Origin of the sequence: Azomonas agilis, assembly GCF_007830255.1 — a bacterium.
GTDB classification, from domain to species: Bacteria; Pseudomonadota; Gammaproteobacteria; order Pseudomonadales; family Pseudomonadaceae; genus Azomonas; species Azomonas agilis.
The window spans coordinates 376,231-397,688 of record NZ_VLKG01000002.1; the positions used below are offsets into that span (position 1 = coordinate 376,231).

Below are 21,458 nucleotides of genomic sequence, written 5' to 3' on the forward strand. Positions count from 1 at the left end.
GCCTCTTTACTTTTGCTGTTCTTGTCGTGCTTTGCGGCTAGCAGGGGACCAATCTAGAGCCCCTACACGGCAAAGATAAACAAGGCCAGCCAGTAGAATTGCGATAAAAATAGCTACCTCAATAAATCCAGCCCAGCCGCTTTCGCGTACTGAGACAGACCAGGCGAATAGGTAAAGAGCCTCGACGTCGAAGATAACGAACAACATCGCGACTAAGTAGAACTTGGCGGAGAGGCGAAGGCGGGCTGAGCCGGTGGAAACAATCCCTGATTCAAAGGGTTCGTTCTTGCTGCGTCCCCAGGCTTTGCTACCGAGGAGGCTGGATACACCTAGCATGAACAAACATAGGGCACAGACACCCAATAAAAAGATACCCAAGCCCCAGTTATGGGCAAGGGAAGAACCTGCATCAGGCATGTTGAACTCCAAGAAGAGGGAACTTGTTATTAAATTGGCACGTTAAAAGTAATTTAACGCAATAGAAAACTGCGCAAATTTTAGTGCCTATTTATAAGCCTCTTCAAGGAACTTATTTAGTCTTGCTGGGACATTAATTTCGTATTGCTTTGAGTGTGTCTCGTTGTAAATTCTAATATTCTTGTGTTTGTTCATTGATTTATATCAATGAACATTAATTTATTGATTCATATTTAATCTTTTTTAGAGCTAAAAAGATTTTTGAGCATTTTTTATATTTTCATGTGTTATATGAAAATATATAGGATCTTTCGTTTTAATACTAAGGTACTGTTATTTGTTGATAATTATTATCATGTGTTAATTATTGATTTTTGTCGTGAGGTATTGATATTTTAAGCAAAAAAAATACCAATACCCGGACTAAGCTTATATTAATGGTCGATTGTTAGTACGGTTAATTACTAAAGTGGCTGAGCGCGGACGTTTGTCTTCACCCGAGGGCCAGTGACTGGTAAATCGTTTTGAGGTAGAGCCTTCGCCGGGATGTTGGATATTAATAAACAAAGTACGAAAGTCCGGTGTGGCCGTAATACCTGTAACTTCTGCACCGATTGGGGCTACTAAAAAGCGTTTGGTTTCGCCAGTCGTGGGGTCGGAAACCAACATTTGGTTGTTACCAAAGGGGCCAGAACTGAGTTGATCACCACTCATATCGGTTTGAATCCACAAGCGGCCTGCTGGATCGAACCACAGACCATCGGGACTGGCCAAAATATTCTCTGCTTGTAAGAATTGCTCTTGTATTTGACCTTCTTGTTCAGGGCCGGCTAGCAGATAAATACTCCAATTAAAATGGGTACCTGAATAATCTGGGCTGCTTTCCTGCCAGCGAATGATGTGTCCATAAGGATTAGGACTGCGCGGATTAGCAGCATCTGCGGTTTTGCGTGCACTGTTATTGGTCAGGGTAAAGTACACTTCTCCCGAGATTGGGTTGATGGCTCCCCATTCAGGGCGATCCATTTTGGTGGCTCCGGCAACATCAGCCGCCAGTCGAGTATTGATCAGTACCTCGCCTTGGTCACTGAACTGAACGCCCTTGGCGGTGCAGGCTTTTTGAAAGTCGGGATCTCTAAGATCCAGAGCCAGCCAATCACCCGTACCGTCTGCATTGAAGCGAGCTACGTACAGGATACCCTCATCCAGTAAACGGCTATTGTCTGAGCGCGGACGATAGGGGTTACGGCTGACGTATTTATAGATGTACTCGTTGGCTGAGTCATCGCCGGAATAGCACACCAGCCTTTGCCCTGGCTCAGTGGGGGCGAAAATAATGCCTTCGTGAGCAAAACGCCCTAATGCAGTGTGCTTGATAGGGGTAGCGTCAGGATTAAAAGGATCAATCTCTACTACCCAACCAAAGGTGTTGGGCTCATTGCGGTAGTCTTTCAATGGACTGTCCGCTTGTTGGCTGGCATCGAAGCGCTGGAATTCATCCCCGGTTAGGGTTTCCCAGCCATAGCGGGTGGTTTTTTGAATCCCGTAGCGGCTGTGTTCGCGAGGTGGTTCTGCATCTTGGTTAGAGAAATAACCCGCCCAATTTTCTTCACAGGTCAGGTACGTGCCCCAAGGAGTGTGGCCGCTGGCACAGTTGTTTAAGGTGCCTCGGCTGGTAGTTCCGCTGGGGCTGTAGCGCGTTTGCATGAGCGCGTGGCCTCGGGCTGGGCCTTCAATGCGCATGGGGGTAACGCCGGTAATACGTCGATTACGGGTTGAGGGCAACACAGACCAACGTCCTCGGCTATCGCGTTGGATTTCTACCACCGAAACTCCGTGGGCGTTGATTTCTTTGCGCACTTCATCGGCGTTGGTGCGTTCACCCACTGTTGATAGGGTTGGGCCATTGGGATGCAGTAATTGCGGGTCAATGTACTCGTGATTGACTACCAGTAACCCGTGATCGCTGCGCTTGCCTGCTCCGACCTGAGCATCAATGGGGAAAAAGTGCATGCCATCATGGTGCATGCCCGTTTGCTCCGCCTGATCTTGGGCCGTGTTGCTGGCGTCTTCCAAAAAGCTGGGGTAACGCCCCGTAATGGGTGTTCCCCAAGGAATAAAAGCTTCGCCACTAAAGCCTTCAGGAAGTTGAATGCTGTCTGCGCGGCTGATGGGAATAGCCTCAAACGGGAGGCGGGTGATTGGACTGGGTGTTGTTTCGGTCTCTGCCGATTCTGCCCGTGCTTTAGGTATAAGACTTACCCCCATAAAGCTAAGGGCGCATAAAGCAGCACTGCCTTTAATCAGTTGGCGGCGGCTTTGGGCTAATACGTCATTGAGGTGCAAGTTGTTTGAGCTATTGGCAGGCGGTTCACGGTGCTGTGCGTTGATGGCGGTCATCTTGTCGTGATTCATAGATCTCATTTTCGATCTTTGTGCTGTTTTATTGGGGAGCACTCCGACGCTAACGAGGAAATAAGACAGTCCGATGACAGTTTGAGGTGAGTGCTGAAATATTTGATACGCGGTAAGGCATAAAAAAAGCCCCGTATTGCTACGGGGCCATCAGTTGCAGCGCTAGAACCTAGAGAGGGCAGATTCTAGCTATGCTCGGGTTGAACTGTTCCGATTAGTGGAACTGGTTCATGGTGTTGTCTTTACCACCAGCCTTCAGAGCCGCTTCACCAGCGAAGTACTCTTTATGGTTGTCGCCGATGTCGGAGCCAGCCATGTTCTGGTGTTTAACGCAGGCGATGCCTTGGCGAATCTCTTGACGCTGAACACCTTTAACGTAGGCCAGCATGCCTTCTTCAGCGAAGTAGCCTTTGGCCAGGTTATCAGTGGACAGAGCCGCGGTGTGGTAGGTTGGCAGCGTGATCAGGTGGTGGAAGATGCCAGCCTGAGCAGAGCCGTCGCGTTGGAAGGTACGGATCTTCTCGTCGGCGATCTGAGCCAGTTCGGTGGCGTCGTATTCGGCGCTCATCAGTTTGGCACGGTCGTAGGCGGAAACATCTTTGCCTTCGGCTTGCAGGGTATCGAATACTTGCTGACGGAAGTTCAGAGTCCAGTTGAAGGACGGGCTGTTGTTGTAAACCAGCTTGGCGTTGGGGATGACCTTACGGATTTCATCCATCATGCCTTTGATCTGGCCAACGTGGGGCTTCTCAGTCTCGATCCACAGCAGGTCAGCACCGTTTTGCAGCGAGGTGATGCTGTCCAGAACGCAACGCGCTTCACCGGTTCCTTTACGGAATTGGAACAGGTTGGAAGGCAGACGCTTCGGACGCAGCAGCTTGCCTTCGCGCTTGATAACTACATCGCCATTGCCCAGCTCGGCTGCGGAGATTTCTTCGCAATCCAAGAAGGAGTTGTACAGATCGCCCAGATCGCCTGGCTCGTTGGTCACGGCGATTTGCTTGGTCAGGCCAGCACCCAAGGAGTCAGTACGGGCAACGATGACGCCATCGTCAACACCCAGTTCCAGGAAGGCATAGCGAACGGCGTTGATTTTGGCCAGGAAGTCAGCATGCGGAACGGTTACTTTACCGTCTTGGTGACCGCACTGCTTCTCATCCGATACTTGGTTCTCGATCTGGATGCAGCAGGCACCGGCTTCGATCATTTTCTTGGCCAGCAGGTAGGTAGCCTCTGGGTTACCAAAGCCAGCGTCAATGTCAGCGATGATCGGTACGATGTGGGTTTCGTAGTTGTCGATCTGAGCTTGGATTGCGTCCGCCTTGGCTTTGTCGCCCGCAGCACGAGCTTCGTCTTGAGCGGTGAACAGCAGATCCAGTTCACGGCTGTCGGCTTGGCGCAAGAAGGTGTACAGCTCTTCGATCAGACCAGAAACCGCAGTCTTTTCGTGCATGGACTGGTCAGGCAGTGGGCCGAAGTCAGAGCGCAGGGCGGCAACCATCCAGCCAGACAGGTACAGGTACTTTTTGTTGGTGGTTTTCAGGTGTTTCTTAATGGAGATCAGCTTTTGCTGACCGATGAAGCCGTGCCAGCAGCCCAGAGATTGGGTGTACAGGCCGCTGTTGGCATCGTACTCAGCCATGTCTTTACGCATGATGGCTGCGGTGTATTTGGCGATATCCAGACCGGTTTTAAAGCGGTTTTGGGCGCGCATACGAGCAACGGATTCGGGGTTGATCGCGTTCCAGCTGCTACCGAATTTTTCTTTCAGGGCTGCAACGGCCTTGATGTCATTTTGATAAGCGGACATGTTCAATCCTTTAAAAAATTGGGTGTGGTTGAGCATCTATAAGTGTTTTCAACCTGGAACTTGCGTGCCACGCTGTTTTGCCACAGCCAGCAACACGCCACAGAGTGTCGAGCGGTAGACTACTTAAGCTTAGGCTACGTCATCGGATTTTAGGGGGAGCGCCCAGAGGTTGTTGTAATCGCTCTAGTACACTACATTTCAAAACCCTTATTTTTCGTAGTCCTGCCCATTGGTAACTACCTAGTCTCATACGCTCTGCCTTGTAGGCAGTGCGCTGCGGAATGGCCCAGCGGATGGCTGGAGCTCACTCCGAAGACCCTTTTACCAGGTCCCCTGTTTAGCGGGAGCGAGCCCATGATGCTTGGTTAGAGAAGGTTCGTCAATGGTTTTGTAGTGGATTTTTTTACTCACTACATATCGACTTTCGGAGGATTTAATCCAGCAGCTCAACCCTGATACGCAAAGATTGGTTCTGGCTACCTTGGGTGGAGTAGTGGCGCAAAATGCCGTCCCTCTGGCTGCTGGCGTTTTCGTCGATACCGCTGACAGGAATCCATTCGCCCAAACGACCACTGACACGAGTCTCAGTGCTTTGTAGGTCTAGGACTTCGGGGCGATTGTGGTTAACGCGGTCGCGCTGGGTACTTAGGTTGATCTGTACCCAATCCCCATTGATCGTGGCCGTGGCGTAAAAGCCGCGCATCACATTGTGGTATTCGGTATTTTGGTAAGGATCGCCGTAGCGATCCGTATTGGTATTAGTCAGCGGAACCCGCTGCCCAACTTCTAATAGGGCCGGATAGCCTTCGGTGGCTTGAACCTGCTGTATACCACCATCACGGCTGCTGGTGTTGCGGCGGATGATACGCACCTGATTGCGCTCACTGTGGCCAGACTGAACACTCACTTCGCCGGTGTTGATGGAGCCATCGACTTGATACCCCTGTCCTCGATTGTTGGAGAAGTCTTGAGTATCGACGCTGATCAGCAGTCGGCGTGGGACTCGATCCAGTTCTTGCAGGGTTTGGCGCAGCTCTTGGATAACCTCAGAAGGGGCAGTGACCACCAGTTGATTACCCTGAGCGGCTAAGCGCCCTTGTCCTCCAACGACGGATTGGGCTATGGGGAGTAACTCGTCTGCACTACGGTAGTTTAGGCTTATGACCTCCGTAGCAGCCTGCACCGATGAGGCTAATAGGCTTAAACCCAGTACCCACGCCAGTAAGCGCAATCCCATAGATCAGACCTCCGATGGTCAGAGCCCAGTGAGCTACCGGACTAAGGGCGAATCATATCTACATGAGGAATGCCCGCATCCATAAAGGGTGGGCTGATAACGCGAAAACCTAAACGCTGATAAAAGTACACGGTACGGGCTTGAGCGGCTAGACGTTGTGGGTGCACGCCACGGCGCTCCGCTTCGCTGATGACCGCGCGCATCAAATTAGCCCCCAGATGGCGACCCCGCCACGGGCTGAGGACGGCTAAGCGTCCGATTTGCCCATTGGTCAGTAAACGCGCTGTACCTATGGCTTGTTGGTCGATCATCATCAAAAAATGGGTAGCGTCTTCATCCTCGGCATCCCACTCCAGATCTTCTGGAACCGACTGTTCTTGAATAAACACCTGTTCGCGGATGTGGCGTAGGGCCGCTTGATCCTGTTGCCAGTTCGTCAGGCGGACTTCAATTTCGGTACTCATGTTCATCGTCCTCCGCTTCAGAGAAGCTCAGTGAACCTTGTTTTAATAATTCCACTAACAGCTGAATAGCTTCTGAGTCGTCCAGCCAAGGCGCTAAGTTATCGGCATAGAGTGCTTCAGCCTGACACAGTAGGCGGGTCAGCTCGCTAAGATGACCGGAGAGCAAACGGCTCTGACCGCTGGCAAACAACAGCGGGCCAAGGTCAATTTCAGCCCACGCCAGTCGTGCACAGGGATTGCGTACCAGCAGGGCACCTTGATGCAATGCGGCTACCAAATCAGCTTCGGTTATTTGCTCTGGGCCTGCAATCTGATCCGGATAACGGGGCTCAGTCATGAACTGGCCAAACCAGGTCATCAGTAAGCGATCGTCGCTTAGGTGTTCAGTGATCAGTGTTCTCAGGCGCACTAGCGTATCAGCTTGAATTTGGTAAGGATCAGAGACTGGACTAATGTCGGTATCGGTGTAGCGCTCGTCCTCGGAGGTAAATTGGGCTACAAAATCGGTAAAGTGGGTTAAGACTTCGCTCACGCTCGGCGCTCTAAAGCCGATGGAATAGGTCATACATTCATCCACAGCAATGCCATCGTGGGCGATGCGCGGGGGGAGGTAGAGGATGTCGCCGGGCTCTAAAACCCATTCGTCGGTTTGGGGAAATTCGGCCAGAATTTTTAAATCTGGATGATCGGCCCTAGGGTTGCTTTCATCACAAAAATCCCCGATTCGCCAGCGGCGTTTGCCATAACCTTGCAGCAAGAAGACGTCGTAATTGTCGTAGTGAGGGCCAACGCCGCCGCCGGGTGCAGCGTAGCTGATCATCACATCGTCTACGCGCCAATCGGGTAAAAAGCGGAAGGGTTTGATCAGTTCTGCGACTTCGGGCACCCACTGGTCAACAGCTTGAACCAGTAATGTCCATTGGCGTTCGGGGAGGTTTTGATAGATGTCATCGTCGAAGGGGCCGTGGCGTAACTCCCAAGGATATGCGCCCTGTTCGATAACCAAGCGGGATTCTACTTCTTCTTCAAGGGATAAACCGGCCAGTTCGTCGGGGGACAGCGGGCTTTCAAAACCGGGAATGGCTTGGCGGATTAACAAAGGTTTTTTTTGCCAGTAGTCGCGCAAAAATTGGCGCGCCGTTAAACCACCCAGTAATTGCAAAGGCATATCCGGATTCATAGCCGTACCTGTTCGATAGTAAATTGAGTTAATCCTAAACGACAACGCCCGGACAAGCGCCGGGCGTTGGAGTCGCAGGGGAGACGTTAGACGCGTTTGGCTTGGGTCGTGGCGTTACCGATGTAGCGCGCTGGTGTCAGTTCACGCAGCTCTTGCTTGGCGGCATCGGGGATGTCTAGGGTATCAATAAAGACACGCAGACCTTCGGCTGTAATGCCTTTGCCGCGCGTCAGTTCTTTGAGCTTCTCGTAGGGGTTGGCTACGCCATAGCGGCGCATCACGGTTTGGATGGGCTCGGCCAGCACTTCCCAGCAGGCATCCAGATCTTCGGCCAGACGTTGGGCATTCAGCTCCAACTTGCCAATACCTTTCAGGCTGGCTTCGTAGGCGATTAGGCTGTGGGCAAAACCGACACCGAGGTTACGCAGCACGGTGGAGTCAGTTAAGTCACGTTGCCAGCGGGAAATCGGCAGCTTGGTTGCCAAGTGCTGGAAGATCGCGTTAGCAATGCCCAAGTTGCCTTCGGAGTTTTCGAAGTCAATCGGGTTGACCTTGTGCGGCATGGTGGAAGAACCAATCTCACCGGCTACGGTTTTTTGCTTGAAGTAACCCAGAGAAATGTAGCCCCACACATCGCGGTCGAAGTCGATCAGGATGGTGTTAAAGCGTGCTACCGCATCGAACAGCTCGGCGATGTAGTCATGCGGCTCGATTTGGGTGGTGTAGGGGTTCCAATTTAGGCCCAGATCGCCTTCGATAAATTCGCGGGCATTGGCTTCCCAATCCACATCCGGATAGGCGGAGATGTGGGCGTTGTAGTTACCCACGGCACCGTTAATTTTACCCAGCAGCGGAACGGCGGCGATTTGCGCCATTTGACGCTCTAAGCGGTACACCACGTTGGCCAGCTCTTTACCCAGCGTCGTGGGGGAAGCCGGTTGACCGTGGGTGCGCGACAGCATCGGCACATCCGCCAGATAGTGGGCCAGCGCACGGATGGCATCCGCTACTTGACGCATGGTGGGCAGCAATACGGTATCGCGGCCATCACGCAGCATCAGGGCGTAGGACAGGTTGTTGATGTCTTCCGAGGTGCAGGCAAAGTGAATGAATTCTTTCACCTGAGCCAGTTCCGGCAGTTTTTCCACCTGTTCTTTGAGCAGGTACTCCACTGCTTTCACGTCGTGGTTGGTGGTCAGCTCAAAGGCTTTAACGCGCTCGGCGTATTCAATGCGGAAGTCATCCACCAGTTGATTCAGCAATTGCTGAGCCTCGGCAGAAAAGGGTGCGACCTCGGGGATTCCAGCGTGGGCGGCCAGACGTTGCAGCCAGCGTACCTCGACCAGTACGCGGTAACGGATCAGACCGTATTCACTGAAGATGGGGCGCAGGGTGCTGGTTTTACCGGCGTAGCGGCCGTCAACGGGGGAGACCGCAGTGAGCGAGGTGAGCTGCATGGGCATTCTATCGAGTTGCTGAAAAAAGGCGCACAGGATACATGAAACCGCTTTACACCGTACCCTTAACTTTTGGGCTGTTAGTTTCAGGCACTGCGCCGTAATCTGGGGTAAGCGGCATCCAGCATCTTGCGACGGCTGAAAATCAGTTGCCAGCGATGACCGCCCAGTTGGCGCCATAAGCGGGCTGAGCGAATACCCGCTAGCAGCAGGGCGCGGACTAAGGCCGCAGTGTCGGGTTGTTGCAGGTAACGAATGTCCCCCTGCACTTGAATCCGGCGACGGAAGGTGCTGAGGGTATCCTGATAGAGCCCACCAAAGGCCGCGACCACGTTATCGTGGGTGATGCCAAAGTGTTCCACCTGTAGCTTGATTTGATCGAGGCGTTGGCCAATGCGCTCTAGCATATCGTCACGCCGATTCAGATGCCGCTCCAAACCGATCATAGCGAGGGCATAGCGCAGGGCATCCCGTTGCAGGATGTTGTTGTCCCGCTCTAGGGTACCGACTAACAAACGATAGCCTTCATGCAATAGCAGGTCATCACCGCCGTACACATCCAAGGTCGTTGCAGGGTTGCGTACCAATAGGCTGTTTAATAAGCAGGCCAGTGCTTGTGGGTTGGTTTGTCCAGTACGAGCGATCTGTTCTACTAAGGTGGCCGCTTGAAAGACGGCTCCTAAGGCAATGACCTGTTCTTGCAGTTTATTCATGCGCTGTGCTCCTCCGTCCAAGGCTGAGTAGCCTCAATGACTCCTCCGCCGAGACAGACTTCTCCCTCGTAAAATACTACCGATTGGCCCGGTGTAACGGCGCGCTGAGGCTGATCGAAAAACACCCAGTGGCCCTCTGTGGATCTAGGTTCCAGCCTACAGGCTTGGTCGTTTTGGCGGTAGCGTACTTTGGCGTTAAGACGGCGCGGGCTATGGAGCTCAACGGGATTAATCCAGTAAATCTGGGAGACCAAAAGCGCGCTGGAAAATAAGCGCGGGTGTTCGTTGCCTTGGCCTACGACCAACACGTTGCGCGCCATGTCTTTATCTAGGACGTACCAAGCCTCTTCAGTCGCTTCTTTTAGGCCACCGATACCCAGCCCTTGGCGCTGGCCCATGGTGTGGTACATCAAGCCATGATGCTGGCCGATGATCTTGCCATCTGTGGTTTCGATATTGCCGGGCTGGGCGGGTAAGTACTGTTTGAGAAAGTCTCGGAACCGGCGTTCACCAATAAAGCAAATGCCAGTTGAATCTTTTTTGCGGGCGGTGGCTAGTCCATGCTGTTCAGCGATGACACGGACTTGGGGTTTTTCCAGAGCACCGACGGGGAATAGACTCTGGGCGATTTGCGCGCCGCCCACTGCATGTAGGAAATAACTTTGGTCTTTGTTGGGATCAAGGCCTTTGAGCAGTTCGCTACGTCCTTCACAGTCACGACGACGCACATAATGGCCCGTGGCAATGGCCTTTGCACCGAGCATCAGTGCATAGTCGAGGAAGGCTTTAAACTTGATTTCTCGGTTGCACAGGATATCCGGGTTCGGCGTGCGTCCGGCTTTGTATTCGGCCAAAAAATGCTCAAAGACATTATCCCAGTATTCAGCGGCGAAGTTGGCCGTATGCAGCTTAATTCCCAGTTTGTTGCAGACTGCTTGGGCATCGGCTAAGTCTTCTTTGGCGGTGCAATAGTCCGTGCCATCGTCTTCTTCCCAATTTTTCATAAACAAACCCTCCACCTCATAGCCTTGTTGCTGGAGGAGAAGGGCTGAGACTGAGGAGTCTACGCCGCCGGACATACCGACGATGACGCGGGTCGCCTTCACATGAATATCCTGTGGTTAATCAAAAAATCAGGGATAGGGGATAACGGTGTCCCGCCAGATACTGTTCGATCACGGTGAGCACCATAGGGCTGCGTAGGCGATCACTGGCGGCTCGAATTTCGTCCATGGTCATCCAAACGGCACGAACAATACCGGTATCCAGTAGACGCTCAGGGTCGTGGCTTAGGGCACGCGCATGGAACGCAGTCCTGCAATAGGTGACACCATTGCGCGGTGAGGTATAAAGGCCTAGTCCTACTACTCCCTCAATTACTACCGTCCAGCCAGTTTCCTCAAGGGTTTCGCGGCAGGCGGCTTCAATCAGGCTTTCATTGGGCTCTAAGTGGCCAGCGGGTTGGTTCAGCACCAAAGCATCATTTTGTCGTTCTTCCACCAGCAAGAAGCGGCCATTGTCTTCGACAATGGTGGCTACCGTGACGTGAGCGTACCAATCCATAACTGATGTCCGCAGATGGGCTTGAGGTTGGTCATTATACGCCATATGAGCCTATTGGCTGATAGGCGGTAAAGAATGCAAAAACCCCAGCTAAAAAGCTGGGGTTTTTGTCTAGCTCCGTTGCTTATAGTGGACAAGGCCCACTACAGTCGTCGGATTAGAGGGCTGCCAGAGCGGCGTTCAGCGTAGCGCTGGGACGCATGGCGGCGCTGGCCTTGTCGAAATCGGGGTGGTAGTAACCGCCGATGTCGATGGCTTTGCCTTGAGCCTTGTTCAGCTCATCTACGATCTTGGCTTCGTTCTCGGTCAGCGCTTTGGCCAGAGGAGCGAACTGAGCTTGCAGTGCGCTGTCTTCGGTTTGAGCGGCCAGAGCCTGAGCCCAGTACAGAGCCAGATAGAAGTGGCTGCCACGGTTGTCCAGCTCGCCTACCTTACGGGAAGGAGACTTGTCGCTGTCCAAGAACTTGCCGTTGGCTTCGTCCAGAGTTTTGGCCAGAACCAGCGCTTTGGGGTTCTTGTACACAGTGCCCAGATGCTCCAGAGAAGCAGCCAGAGCCAAGAACTCGCCCAGAGAATCCCAACGCAGGTGGTTTTCTTCCAAGAACTGTTGAACGTGCTTCGGAGCAGAACCGCCCGCGCCGGTTTCGAACAGGCCGCCGCCACCCATCAGAGGTACTACAGACAGCATCTTGGCGCTGGTGCCCAGTTCCATGATCGGGAACAGGTCAGTCAGGTAGTCGCGCAGTACGTTACCGGTCACGGAGATGGTGTCCAGACCTTTACGGATACGATCCAGAGAGTACTGGGTAGCCGCTTCCGGAGACATGATTTCGATGGTCAGGCCGCTGGTGTCGTGGTCTTTCAGGTATTTCTTAACCTTCTCAGCCACTTGCATGTCGTGAGAACGGTTAGGATCCAGCCAGAAAATGGCAGGAGCACCGGTAGCACGAGCGCGGGTAACAGCCAGTTTCACCCAATCTTGGATTGGAGCGTCTTTGACTTGGCACATACGCCAGATGTCACCGGCTTCTACGGCGTTTTCCAGCAGCACAGCGCCGCTCTCGTCGGTTACACGCACCACACCGTCCGCAGGGATTTGGAAGGTTTTGTCGTGAGAGCCGTACTCTTCGGCTTGCTGAGCCATCAGGCCGACGTTAGGCACGCTGCCCATGGTCACAGGATCGAAGGCACCGTTCTTTTTGCAGTCTTCGATAGTGACTTGGTAGACACCGGCGTAGCAGCGATCAGGGATGATGGCTTTGGTGTCTTGCAGCTTGTTGTCGGCATTCCACATTTTGCCTGAGTCACGGATCATGGCAGGCATGGAAGCATCCACGATCACGTCGCTAGGAACGTGTAGGTTGGTGATGCCCTTATCGGAGTTCACCATCGCCATGGCTGGACGAGTAGCGTACAGCGCCTTGATATCGGCTTCGATTTCAGCTTGCTTGTCAGCGGGCAGCGTTTTGATGCGCGCGTACAGGTCGCCGATACCGTTGTTGGCGTTGAAACCGATTTCTTTCAGGGTTTCAGCGTGTTTTTCCAACACTTCTTTGTAGAAAGCGGTGGTGATGATACCGAACATGATGGGGTCGGAGACTTTCATCATGGTGGCTTTCAGGTGTACGGAGAAGAGTACGCCTTGAGCTTTGGCATCAGCAATTTGCGCTTCGATGAAGCTGGTCAGCGCCTTTTTGCTCATCACGGAAGAGTCGATGATTTCGGCATCTTTAACCGCTGTTTTTTCTTTCAGGACTTTAACGCTGCCGTCTTTGCCAACCAGTTCAATCTTGACGCTGCCGGCTTTGGCGATCAGAGCGGATTTTTCGCTGCCGTAGAAGTCACCGCTGGTCATGTGTGCCACGTGGGACTTGGAGTCAGCCGCCCAAGCGCCCATTTTGTGGGGGTGCTTGCGGGCGTAGTTTTTGACCGACAGAGGCGCGCGACGGTCGGAGTTACCTTCACGCAGAACCGGGTTTACGGCGCTGCCTTTGATTTTGTCGTAGCGGGATTTGATGCTCTTTTCGGCATCGGTAGTGGCTTCTTCTGGATAATCAGGAACTTTATAGCCTTGAGCTTGCAGTTCTTTGATGGCCGCTTTGAGCTGAGGCATCGAAGCACTGATGTTCGGCAGTTTGATGATGTTGGCTTCAGGCTTGGTGGCCAGTTGGCCCAGTTCGGCCAGATGGTCGGAGATTTTTTGCGCTTCGGTCAGGCTTTCAGGGAAGTTCGCAATGATTCGTCCAGCCAGGGAAATATCACGGGTTTCAACTTCGATATTCGAAGATCCGGTGAACGCTTTGACGATGGGCAGCAGGGAGTAAGTGGCCAGTGCTGGGGCTTCGTCGGTCAGCGTATAGATAATCTTGGACATGTTTTGCGTTGACTCCTCTCTATGGATTACTGCAACTGCACAATCTTGCGGGCACAGGGTAGGCGAACCTGCCCAAAGGTAGCAATGTGCGCAAGATAACGACCGAGGCTTTGGGAGGGTGTCTCCACAGGCTTCGGGACAGTTGGCGGGGGGTAAAGGTAAAAGGCGGGGAGGCCAGGAGTAGTCCGGTCTGCGAAAGGGGGGAAGGTGGCGGCAAACAGGGCGCTCATATTTCCAGCAGTGGCTCCGGGACGATACGAATGGGGGGATTATACACTCAGTCCTTCGTAGCGCTTATATTTCTAAAGTCGAGGGTCTTAAGGCGCATAGACGAAATATTAGCCCTTGGTAGGTTCGGTGTGTGGCTCCATCAGACGGATATTAACAGCATGCAGTCCCTTTGGCCCTTGAGTGATTTCAAAATGCACGGTTTGTCCTGCTTTGAGGGTGCGATAGCCGTCCATTTGAATGGCTGAGTAATGGGCAAATAAGTCCTCACTGCCTTCATCAGCCACAATGAATCCATAACCCTTGACATTGTTGAACCACTTGACTTTGCCGCACAGCATACTTTTTTCCTCTGCAAAAGACCCCATCTGGAGTAACATCCATTGCGAGTGATGAATGCTTGTGTTACCTCTTGACGCACACATCAACTCGTGGTTAGTGCTACAACCAAGTTGTTCGTTTGTATCACCCTTTTGCAGATAGTCAAGGCGCAGCGTTCTGCTTTGTGCAGGCGCTCTCTAAACAGGGGCTCTATGAGCCTGAAACCCTAACTAACCTGGTGCTTGCACTGTGCCGTTTCAACCCAAAATGGGCTCGGACCATCCGGCCCAGCATGAAGATGAAGAAGGCGGTTTAGCGCTTCAAGAGGCTAGGCCCCAACTTAAGGCTCCGTCCCTATATCGGGTGGTTATGCTTAATGATGACTACACACCGATGGACTTTGTGATAGAAGTGCTGGAAGGCTTCTTCAACCATAACAGGGAGTCAGCAACAAAGATCATGTTGACCGTTCACACTCAAGGCAAGGCAGTTTGTGGCGTGTTTACTCGTGATGTGGCAGAAACCAAAGCCACCCAAGTGAATGAATATGCGAGGGAGTGTCAGCACCCACTGCTGTGCCAGATAGAGAAAGACGGTTGACCCAACGTTTGGGTTAATTGAGGTGAAGGCTTATGTTGAATCGTGAACTTGAAGTCACTCTGAATCTGGCGTTCAAAGAAGCACGCAGTAAGCGCCATGAATTCATGACGGTAGAACACCTCCTGCTGGCGTTATTAGATAACGAAGCGGCCGCTTTGGTTTTGCGGGCTTGTGGTGCTCACATTGATAAGCTGCGTCATGATCTTCAGGAGTTTATTAACTCCACTACACCTCTGGTTCCGTCCCATGAAGAGGAGCGTGATACCCAACCGACCTTGGGCTTTCAGCGCGTATTGCAACGTGCGGTATTCCATGTACAAAGCTCTGGCAAGCAAGAAGTAACGGGCGCTAATGTTCTGGTGGCGATTTTCAGTGAGCAAGAAAGTCAAGCGGTGTTCATGCTCAAACACCAAAACATATCCCGCTTGGATGTGGTGAACTTCATTGCTCACGGTATTGCTAAGGTACCGGGCTATACGCCTCAACCAGAGTCTCCCGAAAGCGAAACTCATGACGAGGAAGCGGGCGAAGCAGCGGCTACCAGTCGTCCGCTCGAAGCCTATGCGTCAAACTTAAATGAGCTGGCACGCCAAGGCCGGATTGATCCCTTGGTAGGGCGCGATCAAGAAGTGGAGCGCGTTACCCAAATTTTGGCGCGGCGGCGTAAAAATAATCCGTTGCTGATCGGTGAGGCAGGGGTGGGTAAAACCGCGATTGCCGAGGGTTTAGCCAAGCGCATTGTGGATCGCAAAGTCCCCGATTTACTGCTGGAAAGCGTGGTCTATTCCCTCGATATGGGCGCTTTGCTGGCAGGTACTAAATATCGTGGTGACTTTGAGAAGCGCCTAAAGGCTCTGTTAGCCGAGCTGCGTAAGCGTCCCCACGCTATTTTATTCATCGACGAAATTCATACCATCATTGGTGCTGGCGCGGCTTCCGGCGGGGTGATGGATGCCTCGAACCTGCTCAAACCGCTGTTATCATCGGGTGAGATTCGCTGCATCGGCTCTACCACCTTCCAAGAGTATCGCGGGATCTTTGAAAAAGACCGCGCCTTGGCCCGTCGCTTCCAAAAAGTCGATGTGGTTGAACCCTCTGTAGAAGATACCATCGGTATCCTCAAAGGCTTGAAATCGCGCTTTGAAGAGCATCATCAAATCCAATACACCGATGAGGCTTTGCAGGTTGCGGCAGAGTTGGCTGCTCGTTACATCAACGACCGCCATATGCCGGATAAAGCTATTGATGTGATCGACGAGGCGGGCGCTTATCAACGGCTGTTGCCACCAGAACTGCGCGCTAAAGTGATTGATGTGCCCCATGTTGAAGACATTGTGGCCAAAATTGCGCGCATTCCGCCTAAGCACGTCAGTACCTCGGATAAAGAGCTGCTGCGTAACTTGGAGCGCGATCTGCGTTTGACCGTCTTTGGTCAGGACGATGCTATTGTTTCCCTGTCTACGGCCATCAAGCTGTCGCGAGCCGGGCTCAAAGCGCCGAATAAGCCTGTAGGCTCCTTCTTGTTCGCTGGCCCAACGGGTGTGGGTAAAACCGAAGCCGCGCGTCAATTGTCGCGGGCCTTGGGTGTCGAGCTGATCCGCTTTGATATGTCCGAATATATGGAGCGACATACCGTATCCCGTTTGATCGGTGCGCCTCCCGGCTATGTGGGCTTTGATCAGGGCGGTTTGTTGACCGAAGCCATCACCAAAACACCGCATTGCGTGTTGCTGTTGGATGAGATTGAGAAAGCCCATCCTGAAGTCTTTAACCTGCTGTTGCAGGTGATGGATAACGGAACCTTGACCGATAACAACGGACGTAAGGCGGATTTTCGCAACGTCATCTTGATTATGACTACCAACGCCGGTGCTGAAACCGCTGCACGGGCTTCGATGGGTTTTACCCATCAAGATCACACTACCGATGCCTTGGAGGTGATCAAGAAGAGCTTTACCCCAGAGTTTCGCAACCGTCTGGATGCCATTATCCAGTTTGGCCGCTTGAGTTTGGAAACTATCAAAAGCGTGGTGGACAAATTCTTGGTGGAATTACAGGCTCAATTGGAAGACAAGCATGTGATTCTGGAGGTTTCCGACGCGGCGCGGGGTTGGTTAGCTGAGCATGGCTATGATCCGATGATGGGCGCGCGGCCGATGGCGCGTTTGATTCAGGAAAAAATCAAACGGCCCTTGGCTGAGGAAATCCTGTTTGGTGAGCTATCTGAGCAAGGTGGGGTAGTACACATTGACCTCAAGGGCGAGGATTTAGTCTTTGAGTTTGAGACAGCTCAAGAAGAAGCAACCGCTTAGATTTAAGTTAAGTACAAAACACAAACGCCCAGCTCTGCTGGGCGTTTTGCTGTGGGTACCGGCCCCTATTAGCGGGCGCGGTAAGTGATGCGGCCTTTGCTGAGGTCGTAGGGAGTCAGTTCCACACGCACCTTATCGCCAGTTAGGATACGAATATAGTTCTTGCGCATCTTGCCAGAGATATGCGCGGTAACGACATGCCCGTTCTCCAACTCCACACGGAACATGGTGTTGGGCAGGGTGTCGACGACAGTACCTTCCATTTCGAAGCTGTCTTCTTTCGACATGCAGTATGATCCTCGGTGTTTAATAATAGCTCGGGATAGCCCGAAAAAATGCGGCATATTCTGCCTGATCTATCAGCTTACGCCAAGGTTTTCAGGTGAGACGTAACCAGCGGTGGTTAATACGCAGTTCAATAGGGCGGTACTCAGTCTTGTAATTCATCTTGCGACAGTCTTTGATCCAGTAGCCTAAATACAGTGCTTCTAGTTGTTGACGGGCGGTTTCTTGGATTTGCCATAAGATAGCGTAGCGGCCTAGGCTGCGGCGTTCTTCATTAGGGTCGTAAAAGGTGTATACCGCAGACAATCCACAGGGGAGTATGTCGGTAACGGCAACGGCTACCAACTGATTTTGAGCGCGAAATTCATAAAAACGGCTAAAAGGCCAGTCCGAAGCTAAAAAGCTTTCAAATTGCTCGGGGCTGGGAGGGTACATATCGCCGTCTGCATGGCGTGCCTCAATATAGCTTCGGTACAGTGCGTAGTATTCATCGGTAAAGCGTGGTAACGCCGGACTGACCGTAAGATCAGCATTACGTTTTAGGATGCGCTTTTGTTGTTTTGTGGGGCTAAAGTCGTTGACCGGAATGCGGGCAGGAATGCAGGCCGTGCAGCCTTCACAGTGTGGACGGTATAGGTGTTCGCCACTGCGTCGAAATCCCAGAATAGACAGCTCGCTGTATAAGTCGGTTTCTATGGGTTCATGGGGATCAAGAAAAAGGGTGGTAGCCTGTTGATTGGGCAGGTAGCTGCACTCGTGGGGTTGGGTGGCATAGAACTTGAGACGGGTCAAAGAGGTCATGATCCATACTCCAGACAACAGCTTATCAGGTCAGAGGCTACGGGTTGAGGTGGCCGCTAAACCACCCCAGTGGCTACGGCTGGGATCTTCTATATGTTCATGGAGCATCTGGGCAAACTGGGTTCTAGGAATGCTAGAGGCTCCAAAACTGGCTAAATATTGGGTGGGCATTTGGCAGTCGATGAGTATAAAGCCCCAGTCAATCAGTTGTTGCACTAAGGTTACAAAGCCTACTTTAGAGGCATTGGTAGTGCGGCTAAACATGGACTCTCCAAAGAATAGCCGCCCCATCGCTAATCCATAGAGTCCACCGACTAAGGTTTCCTGCTGCCATACTTCAACTGAGTGGGCGATGCCCTGCTGGTGCAGCATGTGGTAGGCGCGCTGCATCGGTTGGGTGATCCAGGTTTTATCGGTGTAGTCCCGTGGCTCTGAGCATCCCTGAATCACTTCAGAAAAGGCTTGATCAAAGGTCACTTCAAAGGGTTTTTGGCGCAGGGTTTTGGCCAGACTACGGGATATGTGCAGTTGGTCGGGATACAGCACTGTACGCGGATCGGGTGACCACCAGAGCAAAGGCTGGCCGTCCTGATACCAAGGGAAGCATCCATGCCGATAGGCGGCTAACAAACGCTGGGGCGACAGATCCCCCCCCACAGCCAGTAGGCCGTTGGGATCGCGCAATGCCCGCTCTAGGGGTGGAAACTCTAGGTTATCAGGACGTAACCAGTTCAGCATAAATGCCCCGTATGGATCAGTGGCCTTTCTCTAAATAGCGTTCGGTATCCAGAGCCGCCATACAGCCAGCACCGGCTGAGGTAATGGCTTGGCGGTAAATCGAATCGGCAACATCACCCGCAGCGAATACACCGGGAATGTTTGTGGCGGTGGCATTGCCCTCTTTACCCGCTTTGGTGATCAGATAGCCATTGTTCATGTCGAGCTGACCTTCAAACAATTGGGTATTGGGTTTATGGCCAATCGCGATAAACACACCCATCAGCGCTAACTCGCTGGTATCGCCGGTTTGCGCGTGTTTTAGACGCACGCCAGTAACGCCGGAGTTATCACCCAGAATTTCATCTACCGTCTGATTCCAGTGCAGACGAATATTGCCGCTACGGGACTTCTCCAGAATCTGATCTTGCAGGATTTTTTCCGAACGCAGGCTGTCACGGCGGTGAATCAGGTGTACTTCTTTGGCAATATTAGACAGGTAGAGTGCTTCTTCGACCGCCGTGTTACCGCCGCCCACTACCGCCACGACTTGGTTGCGGTAGAAAAAGCCATCACAGGTAGCGCAGGCAGATACACCGCGTCCGGCAAAGGCTTCTTCAGAGGGTAGGCCCAGATATTGCGCTGAGGCTCCGGTGGCGATGATCAGCGCATCACAGCTATAAGTGGCACTATCGCCTGCAAGAACAAAAGGCCGCTGTTGCAGATTCGCTGTATGGATATGATCATAGGCAATCTCGGTATCAAAACGCTCGGCGTGCCGCTGCATACGCTCCATCAATACTGGGCCGGTTAACCCCTCGACATCGCCGGGCCAGTTGTCTACCTCGGTGGTGGTGGTCAGTTGGCCACCGGGCTGGATGCCTGTAATGAGCAGGGGCTTTAAATTAGCGCGCGCCGCGTATACGGCTGCTGTGTAGCCAGCAGGGCCTGAGCCAAGGATGATCAATCGAGAATGCTTGACTTCACGCATGAAAAGCCCTCATAAGCCATTGTTTATAGTGGTAAGAACTGCCCAAGCAGAGCAGTGTAGGTCTAGGGTATGGTACACCGAACCTAAGCCAAGCCCTAGCCACAGGAACCCAATGGGCCAGGAGTTGATAGAATCCCATGTTTCAGCCACAGACTGAAGAAATGAATGCCCAAGAGCGTCGGAAGTTAAATCCCTTGAGAAAAACAGCTCCCTCATCACCCAAATTCAGCTTAGGCCAGCAGATTGTGTGGCGTTTTAGGGAGTTGTTAGCGCTAGCCTTGGTCGGCTTGTCCCTATTTTTATGGGTGGCTTTGCTGGATTACGATCAGGATGATCCAGGCTGGACTCATACCAGTCGCGCCGATCAAGTACATAACTCAGCAGGTGCAGCGGGTGCTTGGTTTGCAGACGTAAGTTTTACCGCCTTTGGTCTGGTGGCTTACCTGTTTCCGATTCTGTGTGCTTTTCTAGCTTTTCGGGTGTTTTATACCCGTCGTCAGGCTGGTTTAGGGGTACTAGCCTTTACAGCGCGCCTAGTCGGTATGGTGCTGCTGGTCTTAGCGAGCGCGGCCTTGGCAGAGATTCACTTTAATCCAGACCCGCATTTGCCCATCCAGTCGGCGGGGGGGGCTTTGGGTAAAAGTTTGGGGCAACTGATTGACAACAGCCTCAATACTCAAAGCAGTACCCTGATTTTCTTGGGTTTTTTCCTAGTCGGTATCTCGCTATTTGCCAATATTTCTTGGTTTGGCATCATGGATTTAATTGGCAAGATTGCCTTGGATTTTTTGGAGTTACTGTACGGTGGAATGGTTCGCCTGTTGGGATTAGACCGACCCAAGCCTAAAAGGCAAAAACCTGAAGTACCGGATTTGGCCGATGATCCAGACCCTAGAGAGCGCTTTGATCAAGATTATTTACCGATCTCAGAGCAGGATGAGCGCGATGCCGTACTGGCCCTAGAGCTGGATAACAGCATTGTGTTGGACGATCAGGATGAGGAAGACAGCAAAACCCCACTCCGCAAGCCGGTTCCTATTGACGCAGCGCCTGTGAGTTTGAGCAAAAACACTAAAGAGCCTGCACGTCCACAGAGCAATACACCAACGGCGGCTTGGCTTGATCCCAGTGCAGAAGAGCCTATGTCTGACTGGAAAGAAGAGCCACCGATTAAGCTCAAAGCCTTCACACGGCCTGCTTTTTTAAAACCGAGCATATCGCCTGAGCAAGAAGAGCCTAAAAAAGCAGCATCTTTAGACGCTACTTATGATTTGGCTGCTGAGGGTGAATCAGGCTCGGTATTTGAGCGCCAAGAGCCCAGCATTGGTTTAGAGCGGAGGGAGACTCGCCCTACAGATCCCATCCGTGCGAGTCGCGATGATGAGCCAGATTCTGGATTGCATGCAGAACCTGACGACTTAGATGACTTCTTTGACCTCAGCAATGATGAACCTAAGACTCAAGGGGGCCGCCAAGAGCCTGTGTTGAACTTGGATAAATCTGAAGCTCCCAGCAAAGAGTCTTTAGCATTGTTGGCTTCACGCTTAGTCGAATCGGATCGTCATGCCAAAAT

The 21,458-nt window shown here is 52.4% G+C and carries 18 protein-coding genes and 1 pseudogene; 3 read left to right on the plus strand and 16 right to left on the minus strand.

Translation table 11 applies throughout. The annotated features are described in order from the left end of the window. Nucleotides 1–6: 6 nt before the first annotated feature. The 12 genes from LX59_RS04180 to cspD all read right to left on the minus strand — a co-directional run bounded on the left by LX59_RS04180 (nt 7) and on the right by cspD (nt 14,199). Nucleotides 7–417 carry an NADH-quinone oxidoreductase subunit A gene (locus tag LX59_RS04180; protein WP_144570587.1) on the minus strand — a complete coding sequence of 137 codons (411 nt, stop codon included), beginning with the start codon at nt 415–417 and terminating at the stop codon, nt 7–9. 429 nt (nt 418–846) lie between these two features. Then, nucleotides 847–2,832, minus strand: a complete 1,986-nt coding sequence (locus LX59_RS04185) for a PhoX family protein (RefSeq protein WP_144570588.1) — start codon at nt 2,830–2,832, stop codon at nt 847–849. 214 nt (nt 2,833–3,046) lie between these two features. After that, complete coding sequence (locus tag LX59_RS04190; RefSeq protein ID WP_144570589.1) at nt 3,047–4,642, minus strand: isocitrate lyase; 1,596 nt, start codon at nt 4,640–4,642, stop codon at nt 3,047–3,049. Nucleotides 4,643–5,075: 433 nt separating this feature from the next. After that, nucleotides 5,076–5,879: a secretin N-terminal domain-containing protein gene (locus tag LX59_RS04195; RefSeq protein WP_144570590.1), complete on the minus strand. Its 804-nt coding sequence runs from the start codon at nt 5,877–5,879 to the stop codon at nt 5,076–5,078. A gap of 41 nt (nt 5,880–5,920) precedes the next feature. Continuing rightward, the gene (locus LX59_RS04200; RefSeq protein ID WP_144570591.1) at nt 5,921–6,343 is read right to left on the minus strand and encodes a GNAT family N-acetyltransferase; all 423 of its coding nucleotides are present in this window, start codon (nt 6,341–6,343) and stop codon (nt 5,921–5,923) included. Beyond that, nucleotides 6,327–7,523, minus strand: coding sequence for a ribosomal protein uL16 3-hydroxylase (locus LX59_RS04205; RefSeq protein ID WP_144570592.1), 1,197 nt, complete (start codon nt 7,521–7,523; stop codon nt 6,327–6,329). Before LX59_RS04205 ends, LX59_RS04200 begins: the two co-directional genes overlap by 17 nt. A gap of 86 nt (nt 7,524–7,609) precedes the next feature. Continuing rightward, complete coding sequence (gene purB / locus LX59_RS04210) at nt 7,610–8,980, minus strand: adenylosuccinate lyase (RefSeq protein WP_144570593.1); 1,371 nt, start codon at nt 8,978–8,980, stop codon at nt 7,610–7,612. A gap of 86 nt (nt 8,981–9,066) precedes the next feature. Next, nucleotides 9,067–9,693 (minus strand): high frequency lysogenization protein HflD, encoded by a 627-nt coding sequence (gene hflD / locus LX59_RS04215; protein WP_144570594.1) that lies wholly within the window; start codon nt 9,691–9,693, stop codon nt 9,067–9,069. Next, a complete protein-coding gene (mnmA, locus tag LX59_RS04220; RefSeq protein WP_425457470.1) occupies nt 9,690–10,799 on the minus strand; it encodes a tRNA 2-thiouridine(34) synthase MnmA in 1,110 nt (369 codons plus the stop codon). The genes hflD and mnmA overlap by 4 nt, the downstream gene beginning before the upstream one ends. A 19-nt stretch (nt 10,800–10,818) precedes the next feature. Then, nucleotides 10,819–11,256 carry an NUDIX hydrolase gene (locus LX59_RS04225; RefSeq protein WP_144570596.1) on the minus strand — a complete coding sequence of 146 codons (438 nt, stop codon included), beginning with the start codon at nt 11,254–11,256 and terminating at the stop codon, nt 10,819–10,821. Nucleotides 11,257–11,413: 157 nt separating this feature from the next. Continuing rightward, the gene (locus LX59_RS04230; RefSeq protein ID WP_144570597.1) at nt 11,414–13,630 is read right to left on the minus strand and encodes an NADP-dependent isocitrate dehydrogenase; all 2,217 of its coding nucleotides are present in this window, start codon (nt 13,628–13,630) and stop codon (nt 11,414–11,416) included. Between the two features lie 338 nt (nt 13,631–13,968). Further along, nucleotides 13,969–14,199 (minus strand): cold shock domain-containing protein CspD, encoded by a 231-nt coding sequence (cspD, locus tag LX59_RS04235; protein ID WP_144570683.1) that lies wholly within the window; start codon nt 14,197–14,199, stop codon nt 13,969–13,971. 247 nt (nt 14,200–14,446) lie between these two features. Between cspD and clpS the strand changes: the two genes are divergently transcribed. Both clpS and clpA read left to right on the plus strand, forming a co-directional pair. Then, a complete protein-coding gene (gene clpS, locus LX59_RS04240; protein WP_144570684.1) occupies nt 14,447–14,779 on the plus strand; it encodes an ATP-dependent Clp protease adapter ClpS in 333 nt (110 codons plus the stop codon). Nucleotides 14,780–14,811: 32 nt separating this feature from the next. Then, a complete protein-coding gene (clpA, locus tag LX59_RS04245) occupies nt 14,812–17,091 on the plus strand; it encodes an ATP-dependent Clp protease ATP-binding subunit ClpA (protein ID WP_144570598.1) in 2,280 nt (759 codons plus the stop codon). A gap of 68 nt (nt 17,092–17,159) precedes the next feature. Here the strand turns inward: clpA and infA are convergent, their stop codons facing one another. From infA to trxB, 4 genes are all read right to left on the minus strand, one after another. Beyond that, entirely contained in the window at nt 17,160–17,378 is a 219-nt protein-coding gene (gene infA / locus LX59_RS04250) for a translation initiation factor IF-1 (RefSeq protein ID WP_002553999.1), read from the minus strand. 91 nt (nt 17,379–17,469) lie between these two features. Further along, on the minus strand, nt 17,470–18,177 hold the full coding sequence (locus LX59_RS04255) for an arginyltransferase (protein ID WP_144570599.1): 708 nt from the start codon (nt 18,175–18,177) through the stop codon (nt 17,470–17,472). A gap of 30 nt (nt 18,178–18,207) precedes the next feature. Beyond that, nucleotides 18,208–18,915 carry a leucyl/phenylalanyl-tRNA--protein transferase gene (gene aat / locus LX59_RS04260; RefSeq protein WP_144570600.1) on the minus strand — a complete coding sequence of 236 codons (708 nt, stop codon included), beginning with the start codon at nt 18,913–18,915 and terminating at the stop codon, nt 18,208–18,210. A 16-nt stretch (nt 18,916–18,931) separates the two neighbouring features. After that, nucleotides 18,932–19,885, minus strand: coding sequence for a thioredoxin-disulfide reductase (gene trxB, locus LX59_RS04265; RefSeq protein WP_144570601.1), 954 nt, complete (start codon nt 19,883–19,885; stop codon nt 18,932–18,934). A gap of 161 nt (nt 19,886–20,046) precedes the next feature. On the opposite strand from trxB, the pseudogene LX59_RS16035 reads away from it, so the two are divergent. Further along, nucleotides 20,047–20,643 (plus strand): annotated as a pseudogene (locus tag LX59_RS16035) (DNA translocase FtsK 4TM domain-containing protein); the annotation flags it as partial. Between the last annotated feature and the right edge of the window lie 815 nt (nt 20,644–21,458).

Excerpts from the sequence above, each read along its gene's own strand:
- hflD (WP_144570594.1), bottom strand. The coding sequence starts at position 9,693 with ATGAATAAACTGCAAGAACAGGTCATTGCCTTAGGAGCCGTCTTTCAA.
- LX59_RS04185 (WP_144570588.1), bottom strand. The coding sequence starts at position 2,832 with ATGAATCACGACAAGATGACCGCCATCAACGCACAGCACCGTGAACCG.
- clpA (WP_144570598.1), top strand. The coding sequence starts at position 14,812 with ATGTTGAATCGTGAACTTGAAGTCACTCTGAATCTGGCGTTCAAAGAA.
- cspD (WP_144570683.1), bottom strand. The coding sequence starts at position 14,199 with ATGCTGTGCGGCAAAGTCAAGTGGTTCAACAATGTCAAGGGTTATGGA.
- LX59_RS04205 (WP_144570592.1), bottom strand. The coding sequence starts at position 7,523 with ATGAATCCGGATATGCCTTTGCAATTACTGGGTGGTTTAACGGCGCGC.
- LX59_RS04200 (WP_144570591.1), bottom strand. The coding sequence starts at position 6,343 with ATGAGTACCGAAATTGAAGTCCGCCTGACGAACTGGCAACAGGATCAA.
- LX59_RS04255 (WP_144570599.1), bottom strand. The coding sequence starts at position 18,177 with ATGACCTCTTTGACCCGTCTCAAGTTCTATGCCACCCAACCCCACGAG.
- LX59_RS04230 (WP_144570597.1), bottom strand. The coding sequence starts at position 13,630 with ATGTCCAAGATTATCTATACGCTGACCGACGAAGCCCCAGCACTGGCC.
- clpS (WP_144570684.1), top strand. The coding sequence starts at position 14,447 with ATGGGCTCGGACCATCCGGCCCAGCATGAAGATGAAGAAGGCGGTTTA.
- LX59_RS04190 (WP_144570589.1), bottom strand. The coding sequence starts at position 4,642 with ATGTCCGCTTATCAAAATGACATCAAGGCCGTTGCAGCCCTGAAAGAA.
- aat (WP_144570600.1), bottom strand. The coding sequence starts at position 18,915 with ATGCTGAACTGGTTACGTCCTGATAACCTAGAGTTTCCACCCCTAGAG.
- LX59_RS04180 (WP_144570587.1), bottom strand. The coding sequence starts at position 417 with ATGCCTGATGCAGGTTCTTCCCTTGCCCATAACTGGGGCTTGGGTATC.
- LX59_RS04195 (WP_144570590.1), bottom strand. The coding sequence starts at position 5,879 with ATGGGATTGCGCTTACTGGCGTGGGTACTGGGTTTAAGCCTATTAGCC.
- LX59_RS04225 (WP_144570596.1), bottom strand. The coding sequence starts at position 11,256 with ATGGATTGGTACGCTCACGTCACGGTAGCCACCATTGTCGAAGACAAT.
- purB (WP_144570593.1), bottom strand. The coding sequence starts at position 8,980 with ATGCAGCTCACCTCGCTCACTGCGGTCTCCCCCGTTGACGGCCGCTAC.
- trxB (WP_144570601.1), bottom strand. The coding sequence starts at position 19,885 with ATGCGTGAAGTCAAGCATTCTCGATTGATCATCCTTGGCTCAGGCCCT.
- infA (WP_002553999.1), bottom strand. The coding sequence starts at position 17,378 with ATGTCGAAAGAAGACAGCTTCGAAATGGAAGGTACTGTCGTCGACACC.